Origin of the sequence: Parasutterella secunda (assembly GCF_024733725.1) — a bacterium.
Lineage (GTDB): Bacteria > Pseudomonadota > Gammaproteobacteria > Burkholderiales > Burkholderiaceae_F > Aphodousia > Aphodousia faecalis.
Map to the genome: position 1 here is coordinate 71,363 of NZ_JANRHP010000003.1, position 13,185 is coordinate 84,547.

Genomic DNA, 13,185 nt, shown 5'->3' on the forward strand with positions numbered 1-13,185 from the left:
GTATCCTTTCTGCTAAATCTTTTTCTCAATCGGAGTTTGTCATGCATTTGCTGAGGCGATTGACTTTGTGTGCAGTACCTTTACTTTTAAGCGCCTGCGCTTCGTTTCAAGAGCCCACTGTCACCCCTCCGGAAAATACTCACGCGGTGATGCGTTTGGATGCTTCCGGTGAGCAGGTTTTCCGTTGCGTGCATGACATGAAGGGTTGGTTTTGGCGCTTTGAAGCCCCCAACGCCTATCTTTTTAATCCGGTAAACGGTCAGGCCGTAGCCAAACACGGCTATCGTTTTTCATTCGTTCATAACGATGGTTCGAAAATCGCCTCTTCCCGCATCACAAGCATTAAACCGGGAGACGGCAAAAATCTCGCCGATGCCCTCTTTACCGTTACTTCTCCTGCCAACCGCGGTGCATTCTTAGGTGTTCGCTACATTCAGCGATTAAACGCCAAGGGGGGGATCCCTCAAGCCAAATGCACACCCGCACGCGAAGGCAAACTCAATAAAGTCCCGTTTGAAGCCGAATTCGTCTTCTGGCGATAACGCAAGTACCGAGAAATACTCAGAAAATTTCTAAAGGGACTGGAGGAACAGGGAAAATCCGTGTAAAATTAGGGGCTTGTTTTTCCCAGTTTTTAGGGGATTTTTTCATGTCGACAGTTGGTGATTACCTGCAAAACCTGCCGCCTGATCGCCGAGTAGCGATGGCGAAAATCTGCAGCCTTATTCGTCGTTCGGCACGGGGTGTAAGGGAAAGCATGCGCCATGCCTTGGCCTTCTATGAACTTCAGGGGCCGCTTTTTGCGCTGGAGTCCGGTGAGAAATCCATGACGTTATATGTCGCCGAAGAGTCCGTAATTGAAGCCTTCAAGGACAAACTTCAGGTGGACATGGAACACCGCAGCATTTTGTTTAACGATTTGAATCGTATTCCGCTCGATAACATTGAAAAGATTGTTCGAGACTCGGTGACCGCCCGCCGCAGCCGTGTGGCTCAGGGTGAAGTGCCGACTCAGGCTCAGATGCTCGCCATCTGGGGGGTAACTGAAGAGGATGCCAAAGCCCCGCCACCCGTAGTGCGCATCTCTATGAAGAGCCGTGAAGAAGATGTCATCGAGATCATTGATGATACGAAAAAGGCGAAAAAATAAGCCTTCTGATCTCAGAGCAACGATAAGCGAGTCTTTACGGCTCGCTTTTTTCAATCGCCCTCATAGCTTTTATTGAAAAACTCTATCCAAATTTTGTATCAGTCAGTATCCTTACGTCTGATTATGTCTGAACCGAAAAACAAAGCTTCCCGTAATGACCGACAATTGACCGTTAAAGTCGCTGTAACTTTAGCGTGCAAAATTGCCGTAATTGCTTGTTTAGGCTATCTTTTTTTTGGTTCAGACAAACGGGTAGAGACCGACCCGCAGTCTGTCGGACAGGCGCTTTTGGCCGACACCGCTCCGGTCTCCTCTGTGGCAGAAAAGAATAAATCCCCCTAACTGCCGCAGTTAATCTCTTCAAAAGGTTCTTTTTATGATTTCGACCGAATTAGTTGATCTTTCACGGTGGCAGTTTGCACTGACCTCCATGTATCACTTCATTTTCGTGCCGCTCACGCTCGGGCTTTCGTTCATGCTGGTCGTCATGGAAGCCTGTTACGTGGTAACCGGAAAAGAAGTCTACAAAGACATGACAAAATTCTGGGGCAAACTTTTTGGCGTCAATTTTGCGCTGGGGGTTGCTACCGGTATCACGATGGAATTCCAATTTGGCACAAACTGGGCCTACTACTCGCACTATGTCGGCGACATTTTCGGCGCCCCGCTTGCCATTGAAGGCCTTATGGCTTTCTTCTTGGAATCAACCTTCATCGGACTCTTTTTCTTTGGCTGGAAACGTCTTAAGAAATCCACACACCTTATTGTGACGATTTTCATGGCCCTGGGTTCCAACCTCTCGGCCTTGTGGATTTTGATCGCCAATGCCTGGATGCAATATCCGGTCGGCTCGGACTTTAATTTTGAAACCATGCGCATGGAAATGACCAATTTCTTTGACGTGATTTTAAGTCCCTGGGCCCAGGCTAAATTTGGTCACACGATTGCCGCGGGTTACGTCACCGGCGCGCTTTTTGTTTTAGCCGTGTCGGCTTGGTACATGCTCAAAGGCCGTGATTTGGAATTTGCTAAACGTTCTTTCCGAGTCGCCGCTGCTTTTGGTTTGATCGTCTCGATTTTCACCATTCACTTAGGTGATGAATCAGGTTACCTTGTCGCTAAAGATCAACCGGCCAAGATGGCTGCGATGGAAGCCGCCTGGGAAACGGTTCCCGCCCCGGCTCCGATGACGATTTTCGGTCTTCCTGACGAAGAAAACCAAGTCACTCGAGCCAATGTTGAAATCCCCTGGCTCTTTGGCATCATCGCCACCCGCTCCCTTGATACGCCGATTCCCGGCATTAAGGATTTGATTGAACAAAATACCCAACGCATCCAAAACGGTATTGTGGCCATGCAAACGCTGACGGCTTTGCGAAAAGACCCTAATAACGCCGCCTTGCGTGAGCAATTTAATACTGTTAAAGACGATTTGGGCTACGGAATGCTTTTGCGCAAATACACGGAAGATCCGTCTCGCGCTACGCCTGAAATGATCGCTCAAGCCGCGCAAGACACCATTCCCGGTGTCAACATCATGTTCTGGAGCTTCAGAGCCATGGTGGGCTGCGGTATCGCGCTTTTATTGGTCTTTGCCTTCGGTCTTTACTATTCAGCCAAGGATTTGATCACCTCTCGCCGTTGGCTTTTAAAGGCAAGCTTTTTAGCTCTGCCCTTACCGTGGATTGCCTGTGAATTGGGTTGGATGGTGGCTGAATACGGCCGTCAACCGTGGAGTATTTATGAAATTCTCCCCGTGCATCTTTCCACTTCCACATTGTCTGTCGGAAGTGTCATGGGCTCGCTTATCGGTTTTGTCCTTCTGTATTCCGCCCTTTTGGTTGTGGAAATGTGGCTCATGATCAAACTGATTAAGACCGGGCCGAGTTTCTTAGGTACCGGCCGTTATTTCTTCGAACGCAACCGTTTAAATGACAAGGAGTAAAGCATCATGATCGATTATGAAATCCTGAAACTTGTCTGGTGGCTTTTCGTGGGTGTCCTTTTGGTTGGCTTTGCCGTTATGGACGGCCAAGACATGGGGGTGGGGTCGCTTTTGCCCTTCTTGGGTAAAAACGACACCGAACGCCGCGTGATGATTAATACGGTTGCTCCCCACTGGGACGGCAACCAAGTCTGGCTTTTAACGGGAGGCGGCGCTATCTTTGCCGCTTGGCCTCTTGTTTACGCCACGGCCTTCTCCGGACTTTACTGGGCGCTCTTTATCGTGCTTGCCGCCCTTATTTTGCGTCCGGTAGCCTTTGACTACAGAAGTCGGGTGCCCGCTGAAAAATGGCGCACCTCTTGGGACTGGGCTTTGTTTATCGGCAGTTTCGTGCCGCCCATCATTTTTGGCGTGGCCTTTGGCAATATGCTCCAAGGCGTGCCGTTTCATTTTGATGAAACATTGCGCTCGACCTACACCGGAAGCTTTTGGGCCCTTTTGAATCCCTTTGCCCTTTTGTGCGGCGTGGTTTCCATTGCCATGATCATTTTCCATGGCGCCAACTATTTGATCCTTCGCACAACCGGACAACTGCAAGCTCGTGCCCGTAAAGTCGGTCTGATGGCCGGAACGGCGACAGCGGTGTTGTTTGCTTTAGGCGGCATCTGGGTTTACTTCGGCATTCAAGGCTATGTCGCAACCGACATCAATCCCGCGGGCGTTGCCAATCCCCTTTTAAAGAGCGTACAAGTAAGCAATGGCGCATGGTTTACGAATTTCTTCAATTATCCCGTGCTCTTTGTCGTTCCTGTCTTGGGCATTGCTGCCGCGTTAATTGGGGTTTTGTGTGAATACGTCTGGCGTCCGCTTTCAGCGGTTTTGGCTAGCGCCGTGAGCATTCTTTGCATTGTGCTCACACCGTTAATCGCCATGTTCCCGTTTATTCTGCCGTCTTCGAGCCATCCGGTCTCTTCGCTCACCATGTGGGACTGCACAAGCTCTCAGCTCACTTTACAGGTGATGTTTATTGTGACGCTTATTTTCCTACCGATCGTTTTGATCTACACAGGATGGGCTTACAAGGTGATGAGCGGGAAACTTACGGCTCAATACATTAAAGAAAACGACAAGTCGCTTTATTAAGGAGTAACTCTATGTTCTACATTTATTGGTTTGTCGGGTTGCTTTTAGCGATTGTCTTCGCTGTTTTGATGGCAGCCATGTATGAGCTCAAAAATGACGACGCTTCGCAAGAAAAATAATGGCTAAGGGCGTTGTTATTATCACTCGCTTTATTTCCATCGTGGCGGCTTTAGCCGTCACGGTGGCTGTTGTTTGCTTTCCAAGACTCGTAGCGATTGATATGCATGCCGTACCGCACGGCTGGTTGGTATGCCTTTTATTGGGAATGAGCTTTGCCTACGTTCACGGTTTTGGCTTTATTCCTGAGAATAAAACCCTCAAAATTCTTTTCTCTCCACTTGTCGCCTGGCCCCTGATGATCCTTGGAGCCACGATGATCGCGCTCTAATTTCAATCCCGCTTCAAAAGCCAATGCATTTGCACTTGAGCGGTATGAACACTATCGGATAACCAAACCACTCCGTCCTGAACCGTTACGGTTAAATGCATCGTGCGACTCATAAGCGGCAGCATTTGAGCAACTTCCGCATCCTTTAGTATAGCCACCGAGAGCTTATCGACCTTGCGCATATCAGCACAATGCTGTTTCCACCAAGGATCGATTCTGTCTTCACCGTAGGCAATGACGATTTCTTCATCACTGCGACCGGCCGCTTTTCTAATCTGTTTGATATCGGGCACACCCACGTCAATCCAACGGGCGATGGCGCCCGTATCATCGATCTCCCAAAGAGCGGGTTCTCCTTCTGTTGAAAGCCCACGACCAAATTCAAGACGCATGTCTGTTTCGCCAACGTACAAGCAAAAAGCCAACATGCGGATAGCCAAACGCTCTTCAGTTTCAGAGGGATGGCGCGCAAGGGTACAGAGGTGCGAACCATAATAACCGCGGTCCACATCTGAAATATCAATATTGGCTTTATAAATCGTTGCCCCAAGCGCCATGCTTTTACCTCTTAATCAAACGCGCCTTATGTTATTACGTGCCCAAAAGAAAAGCCAGTCTCCCACGTCATGAGAAGCCGGCTTTCTAGGTGTTTTAATCTAAATCAGATTAGAAACGGTATTGCATTTGAACGCCAAGGAGGTAAGCGTCCAAAGACTCATACTTGCCAATTTTTTGACCAGCAGAGTTATACAAGTCCTTGTCACCAACACCCATCAAATAGGTACCACCGATATCAAATTGCAAATCTTGAGTTGGATACCAAGAAGCACCCAAAGACAACCAAACACGATCTGTATCAGGGATCACAGCCATACGAGTTTCTTGGCGGTCAATCGGGCTAGTTTCATAGGCAACACCACCACGAACTGTGAAGGCATCATTGATTCGATAATCAGCACCGATAGAGAAAAGCCAGGTATCTTTCCACTTATTTTCAAGAGTTGTGGTTTGCATACCATCAACAAGCTCTCCGGCCATCATATTTCCAACTATACTAGCAGCATCGCCATATTGTCCCTGAAGAGCTTGTCCAAGCCCTGCACCCAGTTTATCCTTCAACATGTTAGCAACGCTGGGTGATAGGTCATTGTTCAACGTCAATTCATCAAAATTAGACCAATTTGCCCAACGAATTAAACCTGAAAGTCGAAGCTTTTCCGTAGCTTCCCAGGTACCAGTCAACATAACCGTATCCGGAGTCTCAAGGGTAGCACTCGTACCCATGGTATAACCGCCTTCTATAAGTGCACTCAAATCTCCCATCATTCCAGCAATTTGTTTATTAAAGCCACTAAGCTTTACGTCACCTTCTGCATCGTGTTCAATAGAAGAACGATAGGCTAAACCGAAACGTAATTTATCCGTTGGGCTAACCATAACACCAAAGTTATACCCCCAATCCCAACTATCTGCTTCTACTTTAGCATGTGCGATATCCAAATTTCCCAAGGGCGTATCATGAGCCATCATTCCCATACCCAACTTCGCCTTTGCATATTGGACAGAAACACCAGCACCGACGCTAATAAACTCGCTCACCTTCCAGGCAATATTGGGATTCATATCGAATGTGTAAATCTTAGCGGAAGTCCCTCGATCTTTTCCTTCCCAATCTCGGCTATATTCTGTACCCATACCATAAGGAACTGTCATACCAAATCCCAACCAAATCTGGTCATTGACTTGGTGTGTTACGTAACCAGCTGGAATCATTTGTCCTTTCAAACGACCGTTTTCTGAATCACCACTCTTACCCTTATAGTCAGCATTAATCCCAATCCATACACCACCGGCTTGGAAACGTGTACCTTCCAACAAGGTCATACCAGCGGGGTTGTAATGAACAGCAGACAAGTCGTCACCGACGATACCGGCACCGGCGTATGCACGACCAGCACCCAAAGAGGATTGTTCCGTTAATTGGAAACCGGCAGCCAAAGCCGTAGAAGTTGCGGCGGCCACACCAGTCAGCACCAACGTAGCAGCACTCTTTTTCATGAAAGACATCAATTCTCTCCAGAATGGGAAAAATTAAAAACAAAAGCGTAAAGGTTTAGGAACAAGCAAGAACAAAACCTTTACGCTTCCGAAACGACTGAATTTTGCGGATTTTTTGTGTCAAAATTTTACTATTTTTATTAGTAATAACCCTAATACTACCCAAAACGGTTTAATCTACCCAAAAAATAGAACAACCTTTAATAATCAGAGAATACCGGTCGATATTGCCGCAGTCGCAACCAGCCCACCACAATACGGTAAGCGACCCAAACTCCCAACACCACAAAGCCGATTAACCAAATAAAAGGACCGATCACAAAGGGCGTCAACAACACGCCAACAATAGCCACCAAAACCGTCCAGATCATGCCGTACCAAAAAGTGCGGATCTGCCAGGAAAAGTGTGATTGAAGAAAAGTCCCCCTGGCGTCAGGCGCCATAATGTAATTGAGAATAACCGCAGCAATGGAGGGCCACCCAAATAAAAAGGCTGAAATAATGGTTGCGCCCGTCATTAAACCAATCACAATGCTTAACCCGTGCAAAATGTAGACGAGCTGAGTGACAAACAACAAATTCTTCTTCGGCGCTTCATTGTTATAGGGTGTCAAATCTGACATCTTCGTTTTTCCTTCTTTAACTCACATTTCACCAGATAAAAATTAGCATACATCTTCAAAAGATTACAGAAGTTTTAAATTCTCTTTCATTTTGATAGGCTGTAAACTTGTATTGTTATCGATAACATTACATAACGCTACATAACATTACATTTCAACTTTCATTTTTCAACAGCTAGGAGAGAACTGTGAGACTTCTATTGGTAGAAGACGACCCGATGATTGGAGAAAGTGTTGTCGATGGCCTCACCGATGAGGGTTATGCTGTGGATTGGGTGCAAGACGGCCATTCCGCTCTTTTGGCTCTCCGCACAACTGAATTCTCTCTTGTTATTTTAGATTTAGGCCTGCCCGGTAAAGATGGCATCAAAGTACTCGAAGAAATGCGAGCCGACCGCAATCTCACTCCGGTTCTTGTGACAACCGCACGCGATACGGTTGAAGACCGCATCAAGGGGTTGGATGCCGGCGCAGATGACTATCTCATCAAACCCTTTGATTTAGATGAATTATTTGCCCGAGTAAGAGCCCTTCTTCGCCGCTCCGCGGGTCGCGCAGAACCCATGATTGAGCGCGGACGCCTGCAAATTAAACCTGCCACGCATGAAGTCATTTTCAGTGGCGAGTCTATTTTGCTCTCCAGTAAAGAATTCGCTCTCCTTTTAGCGCTCGCAGAGCGCCCGGGACTGGTTCTGTCTCGCTCTCAATTGGAGGAAAAACTCTACAACTGGGACTCTTCCATCGGCAGCAACGCCATTGAAGTGCACATCCACCACCTTCGCAAGAAGCTAAGCGAAGATGCTATTAAAACCGTGCGCGGTGTGGGCTACATTCTGGAAACCTAAACCATCATGTATTCCATTCGCGACAGACTTTTGTGGACGTTTTGTATCGCGCTGCTCTTAGCAGGGGTAGCGGCGACCTACATGACGTTTATCTCTGCCCGCGGTGAAGTAGACCGTTTTCTAGACACTGAACTGCAGCAAATTGCCCTGTCCTTAAGTGCACACACCGACGGGACACTGCCCGATGTCAAGCCATCTGGCTCCGATGAGCAACATATTGTCATTCAACTTTTAGACACAGTTTCCGGCCAGACACACCTATCCAGCGGTCTTCCCTCTCCTTTTCCAGTAACGGATATCGAAGGTTTCGCCAACATCCGTCATGAAGGACAAACCTGGCGAATTTTTGCCTTAAAGACCGCTCATCATATTTCTATTATCACGGCTCAGCCAGTGGATGTCCGCTTGAAATTGGCCTTTACGTCCGCGCTTCACATTTTGCAACCGTTGGTTTTATTGTTGCCTTTTTTAGTCGTCGCAGTGTGGTTGTTGGTTGGGCAGGGCTTAGCAAGCCTTAATCGAACCGCCAAGATCGTTTCCACCCGCTCGTCCACATCACTGGAACCGTTGCCTGTTAAGGGACTTCCGGTTGAAGTTAAGCAATTGGTTTTGGCCTTAAATGATTTATTGGCCAAACTGGAGCAAAGTCTTGAAGCGCAAAAGCGATTTGCCTCTGACGCCGCGCACGAACTTAGAACCCCGCTGACAGCACTCAAACTTCAAGTTCAATTGGCCGAACGCGCCAAAACGGAAGAAAGTCGTCAAAAGGCCTTTGGACGACTTCATGCGGGTATTGACCGGGCAACCGGTCTTGTGCAACAACTTTTGGTTATTGCAAGACTTGACCCCGATGCCCATAAAAAGCCCTTTGTTTCAGTCAAACTTGACGAAGTGATCAGTGCCGTTGCCGATGAACTGACCGTATTGGCTCAACAAAAAAATATCACGCTTGAAACCGCCACTGAAGCGGTTGCCGTTGCCGGCATGGAAGATGCGCTCAAACTTCTGATTACCAACCTTACCGATAACGCAATTCGCTACACACAACCCGACGGACGCATTCGACTTTCTGCCAAGCGCGAACAAAACGAGGTCGTCATTGAAGTAAGTGACAATGGTCCCGGCATCGCTCCTGAAGAGCGTGAGCGCGTTTTTGATCGCTTCTACCGCGCACTGGGAACCAAGGCTCAGGGACACGGATTGGGATTAGCCATCGTCAAGCGTATTGTGGAAATTCATCATGGATCCATCGTGATTGATGACGGATTGGATGGAAAAGGAACCACGATGCGTATCCGTTTGCCCTTGTTAACTCAATAATTTCTAGTCTTTGTTACAAATAAAGCTTGATCGAAACAACCCGACAAACAAAATCGGCGTGATTTTTATTATCGTTTCAGTGTTTGGCAAATTACGTATTGCACTGACAAAAAGAATTTATTTCGGAGTACTTTGATATGGTTAAAAAGAGTGTTTTGAAATCGGCCGCCCTGACGGTTGCTTTAGCCGCGGCTTTCTCCTTTATGCCGGCGGCTCAAGCCGAAGTGCCGTTTTTCTCTTCAAATGATTCAGGCTCACAAGCCATGTTGCCTGACTTCACCAAGCTTGTTGAAGAAAATGGCAAAGGTGTTGTGAATATCTCAACGATTCGAAATGCCCGTACACAAACCGTGCAGTCTCCCTTCCCCGGCATGGATGACCGCACGGCAGAGCTTTTCCGCCGCTTTGGCTTCCCCATCATCCCATTCGGTCCCCAAGAGCAACGAGTGCCAGAACAGCGCGGAACAGGTTCCGGCTTCATTATTTCTTCTGACGGTGTCATTCTCACAAATGCTCACGTGGTCGAAGGGGCCGATGAGATCCGCATTCGTCTGACTGACAATCGTGAATTCTCCGGCAAAGTTTTAGGTCTGGATAAAAAGACCGATATCGCCGTGGTAAAGATTGAAGCCAAGGATTTGCCTGTCCTTAAAATCGGTTCCTCCGAACAATTGAAAGTGGGCGAATGGGTGGCTGCCATCGGTTCTCCTTTCGGCCTCGACAATACGGTCACAGCCGGTATTGTTTCAGCTAAAAGCCGTGCCCTCCCCTCCGAAGAATATGTTCCCTTCATTCAAACCGACGTTGCCGTCAACCCCGGCAATTCCGGTGGCCCTCTCTTTAACATGAAGGGCGAAGTGGTGGGCATCAACTCCCAAATTTTCTCCACTTCGGGCGGCTTCATGGGCCTGTCCTTCTCCATCCCGATTGACTTAGCTATCCAAATTAAGGATCAATTGATCGAAAACGGCCGGGTTATCCGAGGCCGAATCGGTGTCGGCATCCAAGCGGTTACCCAAGATTTAGCTGAAGCCTTCGGTATGAAGACGCCTCGAGGCGCCGTAATTACCCAACTTGAAAAGGGACAACCCGGTGAAAAAGCGGGTCTTAAGGTGGGCGACATTGTCGTGGCTTTAAACGGTCAGGCCATCAACAGCGCCAACGACTTGCCCGTTAAGATTTCTGCCATGAAACCCGGCACAAAGGTGAAACTCACCGTTTTGCGTGATGGCAAGGAAAAGGACGTCACTGTAACCGTGGCTGAAAATCCCGAAGACAGCACCGCTCCGACCGAAGCCAAACAAGCTCAAGGAAAACTCGGTGTGTCGGTTCGCGCATTAAATGACGAAGAATTAAAGGAATTGGATCTTACCAATGGACTGTTAGTCACGGAAGTTCGCGCTGCTGCCGCTCGCGCGGGCCTCATGCCTCGCGACATCATTCTGAGCGCCAACGGTAAGACAGTCAAAACGGTGGGCGATTTGCGTCGTGCGGTTTCGGGCGCTGAAAAAGTGGCCTTGTTGGTACAACGTCAACAATCCCGCATCTTTATCGCCGTTGACTTGAAGTAGTTTCCTGTTTTTGATGTAAAACAGCCGGCTTCGGAAAATGAAACCGGCTGTTTTTTAGAAGAGGTCTTTTAAGCCTGCTTGGCTTCAAGCTCTTTGAGCCTTTGTTTGAGTTTCTCCCGTGGCATGTAAATACGCTCGGCAAGAACTTCGCAAATCGCATCAAAATCCATATCGGGGTTTCTCAGATATCTCAAACCGATTCCTTCAAAGGTTGCCATTCCCATATCCACCAACGCCCAATCTTTTGCATTGTTGCCGTTTGGATTGGAAAGTTCTTTAAGGTGTGTCCTTGCTTTGACATCAGCCTCTCGAAGCACTTTTTCGAGCTCAGGATTGTGACTGGCCTCGGCCAACAGCTCCAAAGAAAGCGTCACACGTTCTTTTTTCAAAATACCTGACAAGATACGTCTGACTTGCTCAAGTGTCTTTTCATAACTGTCTTGGCTTTCCTGAAGAGCGCAAGAATTTTTATAAAAATCCTCCATCCCCCGGGAAATCACCTCCTCGATAATGGCGGTCTTACTCGGGAAATAGTTATAGATATGGCCGGCGCTCATCCCAAATTCCCGAGCAATATCGGCCATACCCGTTGCGTGAAACCCTCGAGTGATAAAGCACTTGTGCGCCGCCCGGATAATTTCCTCACGGCGCTGCTGAGCTAAATTTTTCGCCATGGTCTAAGCCTCACTTTTGGCTTGAACCGAAGATTCACTCTTTTGATCGGTGGATTTTTCAATATCAACCGCACCGCCACCCAAGGCTTTGTAAAGCGTTACCAAACTCATGGCTCGGGCCTGTTGGGCAACAGCCAATTGGGTTTGCGCACTCACGTATTGCCGTTGCGAATCCAAAACCGTCAGGAAACTTTCTGAGCCGTGACGATAGCGGGCTTGAGCTAGCTCATAGGCCTTCTTCGTGGCATCCGCGTAGTCTTGCGTGGCTTTAAGTTCACGCTCAATGGTGCCTTCGGTCGCTAACGCGTCGGCCACCTCACGGAAAGCCGTTTGAATGGCTTTTTCGTAATCGGCCACTGCGATATCTCGTTGCGTTTCAGAGACACGAAGCGTCGCCCAGTTGGCGCCACCGGTGAAAATCGGAAGCGAAATCGAGGGACTAAAGCTCCAAAGACGCGTTCCGCCCGAGAAGAGGTCATCCAATTCCGTTGAACCGGTGCCACCTGAAGCCACAAGCGTGATTCTCGGGAAGAAGTTTGCACGGGCCGCGCCAATGTCAGCATTGGCCGCCAACAACGTGTATTCAGCCTGAGCAATGTCAGGACGGTTTAACAATACTTCAGAGGGAACACCTTGGGGCAAAACCCCGGCCAGTGTTACCACTTCCACCTTGTTGGGCAATAAGTCTTCGGGGACATTCGTGCCAACCAAAAGCGCCAAAGCATTCATGTCTTGAGCCACCGCACGCTGTGAAGAGGCGTAAGAAGCTTGAGCGCTTGCGTACATTTGCTTGGCTTGATTGAGTTCAAGCAAATTGATGGCGCCGGCTTTATAGCTTGCTTCAGAAAGCTTGTAGGACTTCTCTTGGCTATCCAATGTTTCTTTGGCGAAAGCCAAAAGTGAGCGGTCCGCACCCAACTGCAGCCACAGATTGGCCGTTTCGGCGATGAGCGTCACACGGGCGCTCTTTCTGGCTTCTTCGGTCGCGAAGTATTGGTTTAAAGCCTCATCGCTTAAGCTGCGAATACGACCGAAAAGATCCAACTCATAAGAAGCCATGGCTAAATTGGCTGAGTAAACATGGCTGACCGTATCTTGACCGGTCGCGCTTAGCGTTCTCGGCGTACCGGAATGTTCTCCGGAACCAACACCCGAGATGCTCGGTAAAAATTCCGAACGTTGGATGTTGTATGCATAACGCATCTTTTGAACATTGAGCATGGCGACACGATAGTCACGATTGTTCTCTAACGTAAGCTCAATGACCTTGCGTAAACGCTCGTCGGTAAAGAACTCATGCCAATCGGGCAAAGCCTGCTGATTGATCTTTGCATCGGCATAGGCTTCGCCGGTAGGCCAGGCGTTCAGAATCGGTGCCTGCGGTCTTTCATAGCTGGGAGCCATCGACATGCAACCGGTCAATGCCAAAGCCGCCACCAACGGTAAAAACTTAAAAGTCTTTCGCATG

15 protein-coding genes are annotated in these 13,185 nt (G+C 48.4%); 10 read left to right on the forward strand and 5 right to left on the reverse strand.

Going from position 1 to position 13,185, the window contains the following annotated elements; all coding sequences use genetic code 11:
* Positions 1 to 41 precede the first annotated feature (41 nt).
* The 7 genes from NW199_RS03855 (at position 42) to NW199_RS03885 (ending at position 4,626) form a co-directional block, all read left to right on the forward strand.
* Positions 42 to 542 (forward strand): DUF3455 domain-containing protein, encoded by a 501-nt coding sequence (locus NW199_RS03855; protein WP_258333672.1) that lies wholly within the window; start codon positions 42 to 44, stop codon positions 540 to 542.
* A gap of 107 nt (positions 543 to 649) precedes the next feature.
* Positions 650 to 1,150: a DUF1801 domain-containing protein gene (locus NW199_RS03860; protein WP_022473144.1), complete on the forward strand. Its 501-nt coding sequence runs from the start codon at positions 650 to 652 to the stop codon at positions 1,148 to 1,150.
* Positions 1,151 to 1,273: 123 nt separating this feature from the next.
* Positions 1,274 to 1,492 carry a cytochrome oxidase putative small subunit CydP gene (gene cydP, locus NW199_RS03865; RefSeq protein WP_258333673.1) on the forward strand — a complete coding sequence of 73 codons (219 nt, stop codon included), beginning with the start codon at positions 1,274 to 1,276 and terminating at the stop codon, positions 1,490 to 1,492.
* Between the two features lie 34 nt (positions 1,493 to 1,526).
* Positions 1,527 to 3,095 carry a cytochrome ubiquinol oxidase subunit I gene (locus tag NW199_RS03870; protein WP_258333674.1) on the forward strand — a complete coding sequence of 523 codons (1,569 nt, stop codon included), beginning with the start codon at positions 1,527 to 1,529 and terminating at the stop codon, positions 3,093 to 3,095.
* Between the two features lie 6 nt (positions 3,096 to 3,101).
* Positions 3,102 to 4,238, forward strand: a complete 1,137-nt coding sequence (gene cydB / locus NW199_RS03875) for a cytochrome d ubiquinol oxidase subunit II (RefSeq protein ID WP_258333675.1) — start codon at positions 3,102 to 3,104, stop codon at positions 4,236 to 4,238.
* An 11-nt stretch (positions 4,239 to 4,249) separates the two neighbouring features.
* The gene (locus tag NW199_RS03880; RefSeq protein ID WP_022473140.1) at positions 4,250 to 4,357 is read left to right on the forward strand and encodes a cytochrome bd oxidase small subunit, CydX/CbdX family; all 108 of its coding nucleotides are present in this window, start codon (positions 4,250 to 4,252) and stop codon (positions 4,355 to 4,357) included.
* Positions 4,357 to 4,626 (forward strand): cyd operon YbgE family protein, encoded by a 270-nt coding sequence (locus NW199_RS03885; RefSeq protein ID WP_258333676.1) that lies wholly within the window; start codon positions 4,357 to 4,359, stop codon positions 4,624 to 4,626. Before NW199_RS03880 ends, NW199_RS03885 begins: the two co-directional genes overlap by 1 nt.
* A 2-nt stretch (positions 4,627 to 4,628) precedes the next feature.
* Here the strand turns inward: NW199_RS03885 and NW199_RS03890 are convergent, their stop codons facing one another.
* The 3 genes from NW199_RS03890 to NW199_RS03900 all read right to left on the reverse strand — a co-directional run bounded on the left by NW199_RS03890 (position 4,629) and on the right by NW199_RS03900 (position 7,307).
* The gene (locus NW199_RS03890; protein ID WP_258333677.1) at positions 4,629 to 5,183 is read right to left on the reverse strand and encodes a YaeQ family protein; all 555 of its coding nucleotides are present in this window, start codon (positions 5,181 to 5,183) and stop codon (positions 4,629 to 4,631) included.
* 109 nt (positions 5,184 to 5,292) lie between these two features.
* The gene (locus NW199_RS03895; protein ID WP_258333678.1) at positions 5,293 to 6,693 is read right to left on the reverse strand and encodes an OmpP1/FadL family transporter; all 1,401 of its coding nucleotides are present in this window, start codon (positions 6,691 to 6,693) and stop codon (positions 5,293 to 5,295) included.
* A 191-nt stretch (positions 6,694 to 6,884) separates the two neighbouring features.
* Entirely contained in the window at positions 6,885 to 7,307 is a 423-nt protein-coding gene (locus tag NW199_RS03900) for a DUF4870 family protein (RefSeq protein WP_258333679.1), read from the reverse strand.
* 188 nt (positions 7,308 to 7,495) lie between these two features.
* On the opposite strand from NW199_RS03900, the gene NW199_RS03905 reads away from it, so the two are divergent.
* The 3 genes from NW199_RS03905 to NW199_RS03915 all read left to right on the forward strand — a co-directional run bounded on the left by NW199_RS03905 (position 7,496) and on the right by NW199_RS03915 (position 11,043).
* Complete coding sequence (locus NW199_RS03905; protein WP_258333680.1) at positions 7,496 to 8,152, forward strand: response regulator; 657 nt, start codon at positions 7,496 to 7,498, stop codon at positions 8,150 to 8,152.
* 6 nt (positions 8,153 to 8,158) lie between these two features.
* Complete coding sequence (locus NW199_RS03910; protein WP_258333681.1) at positions 8,159 to 9,472, forward strand: sensor histidine kinase; 1,314 nt, start codon at positions 8,159 to 8,161, stop codon at positions 9,470 to 9,472.
* 137 nt (positions 9,473 to 9,609) lie between these two features.
* Positions 9,610 to 11,043 (forward strand): DegQ family serine endoprotease, encoded by a 1,434-nt coding sequence (locus NW199_RS03915; RefSeq protein ID WP_258333682.1) that lies wholly within the window; start codon positions 9,610 to 9,612, stop codon positions 11,041 to 11,043.
* Positions 11,044 to 11,111: 68 nt separating this feature from the next.
* Here NW199_RS03915 and NW199_RS03920 read toward each other — a convergent pair whose 3' ends face one another.
* Both NW199_RS03920 and NW199_RS03925 read right to left on the reverse strand, forming a co-directional pair.
* A complete protein-coding gene (locus tag NW199_RS03920) occupies positions 11,112 to 11,717 on the reverse strand; it encodes a TetR/AcrR family transcriptional regulator (protein WP_258333683.1) in 606 nt (201 codons plus the stop codon).
* A gap of 3 nt (positions 11,718 to 11,720) precedes the next feature.
* Positions 11,721 to 13,184: an efflux transporter outer membrane subunit gene (locus NW199_RS03925; protein WP_258333684.1), complete on the reverse strand. Its 1,464-nt coding sequence runs from the start codon at positions 13,182 to 13,184 to the stop codon at positions 11,721 to 11,723.
* Position 13,185: the final 1 nt, after the last annotated feature.

Coding starts and splice junctions, on each gene's coding strand:
- NW199_RS03855 (WP_258333672.1), top strand. CDS start 42: ATGCATTTGCTGAGGCGATTGACTTTGTGTGCAGTACCTTTACTTTTA.
- NW199_RS03860 (WP_022473144.1), top strand. CDS start 650: ATGTCGACAGTTGGTGATTACCTGCAAAACCTGCCGCCTGATCGCCGA.
- cydP (WP_258333673.1), top strand. CDS start 1,274: ATGTCTGAACCGAAAAACAAAGCTTCCCGTAATGACCGACAATTGACC.
- NW199_RS03870 (WP_258333674.1), top strand. CDS start 1,527: ATGATTTCGACCGAATTAGTTGATCTTTCACGGTGGCAGTTTGCACTG.
- cydB (WP_258333675.1), top strand. CDS start 3,102: ATGATCGATTATGAAATCCTGAAACTTGTCTGGTGGCTTTTCGTGGGT.
- NW199_RS03880 (WP_022473140.1), top strand. CDS start 4,250: ATGTTCTACATTTATTGGTTTGTCGGGTTGCTTTTAGCGATTGTCTTC.
- NW199_RS03885 (WP_258333676.1), top strand. CDS start 4,357: ATGGCTAAGGGCGTTGTTATTATCACTCGCTTTATTTCCATCGTGGCG.
- NW199_RS03890 (WP_258333677.1), bottom strand. CDS start 5,183: ATGGCGCTTGGGGCAACGATTTATAAAGCCAATATTGATATTTCAGAT.
- NW199_RS03895 (WP_258333678.1), bottom strand. CDS start 6,693: ATGTCTTTCATGAAAAAGAGTGCTGCTACGTTGGTGCTGACTGGTGTG.
- NW199_RS03900 (WP_258333679.1), bottom strand. CDS start 7,307: ATGTCAGATTTGACACCCTATAACAATGAAGCGCCGAAGAAGAATTTG.
- NW199_RS03910 (WP_258333681.1), top strand. CDS start 8,159: ATGTATTCCATTCGCGACAGACTTTTGTGGACGTTTTGTATCGCGCTG.
- NW199_RS03915 (WP_258333682.1), top strand. CDS start 9,610: ATGGTTAAAAAGAGTGTTTTGAAATCGGCCGCCCTGACGGTTGCTTTA.
- NW199_RS03920 (WP_258333683.1), bottom strand. CDS start 11,717: ATGGCGAAAAATTTAGCTCAGCAGCGCCGTGAGGAAATTATCCGGGCG.
- NW199_RS03925 (WP_258333684.1), bottom strand. CDS start 13,184: ATGCGAAAGACTTTTAAGTTTTTACCGTTGGTGGCGGCTTTGGCATTG.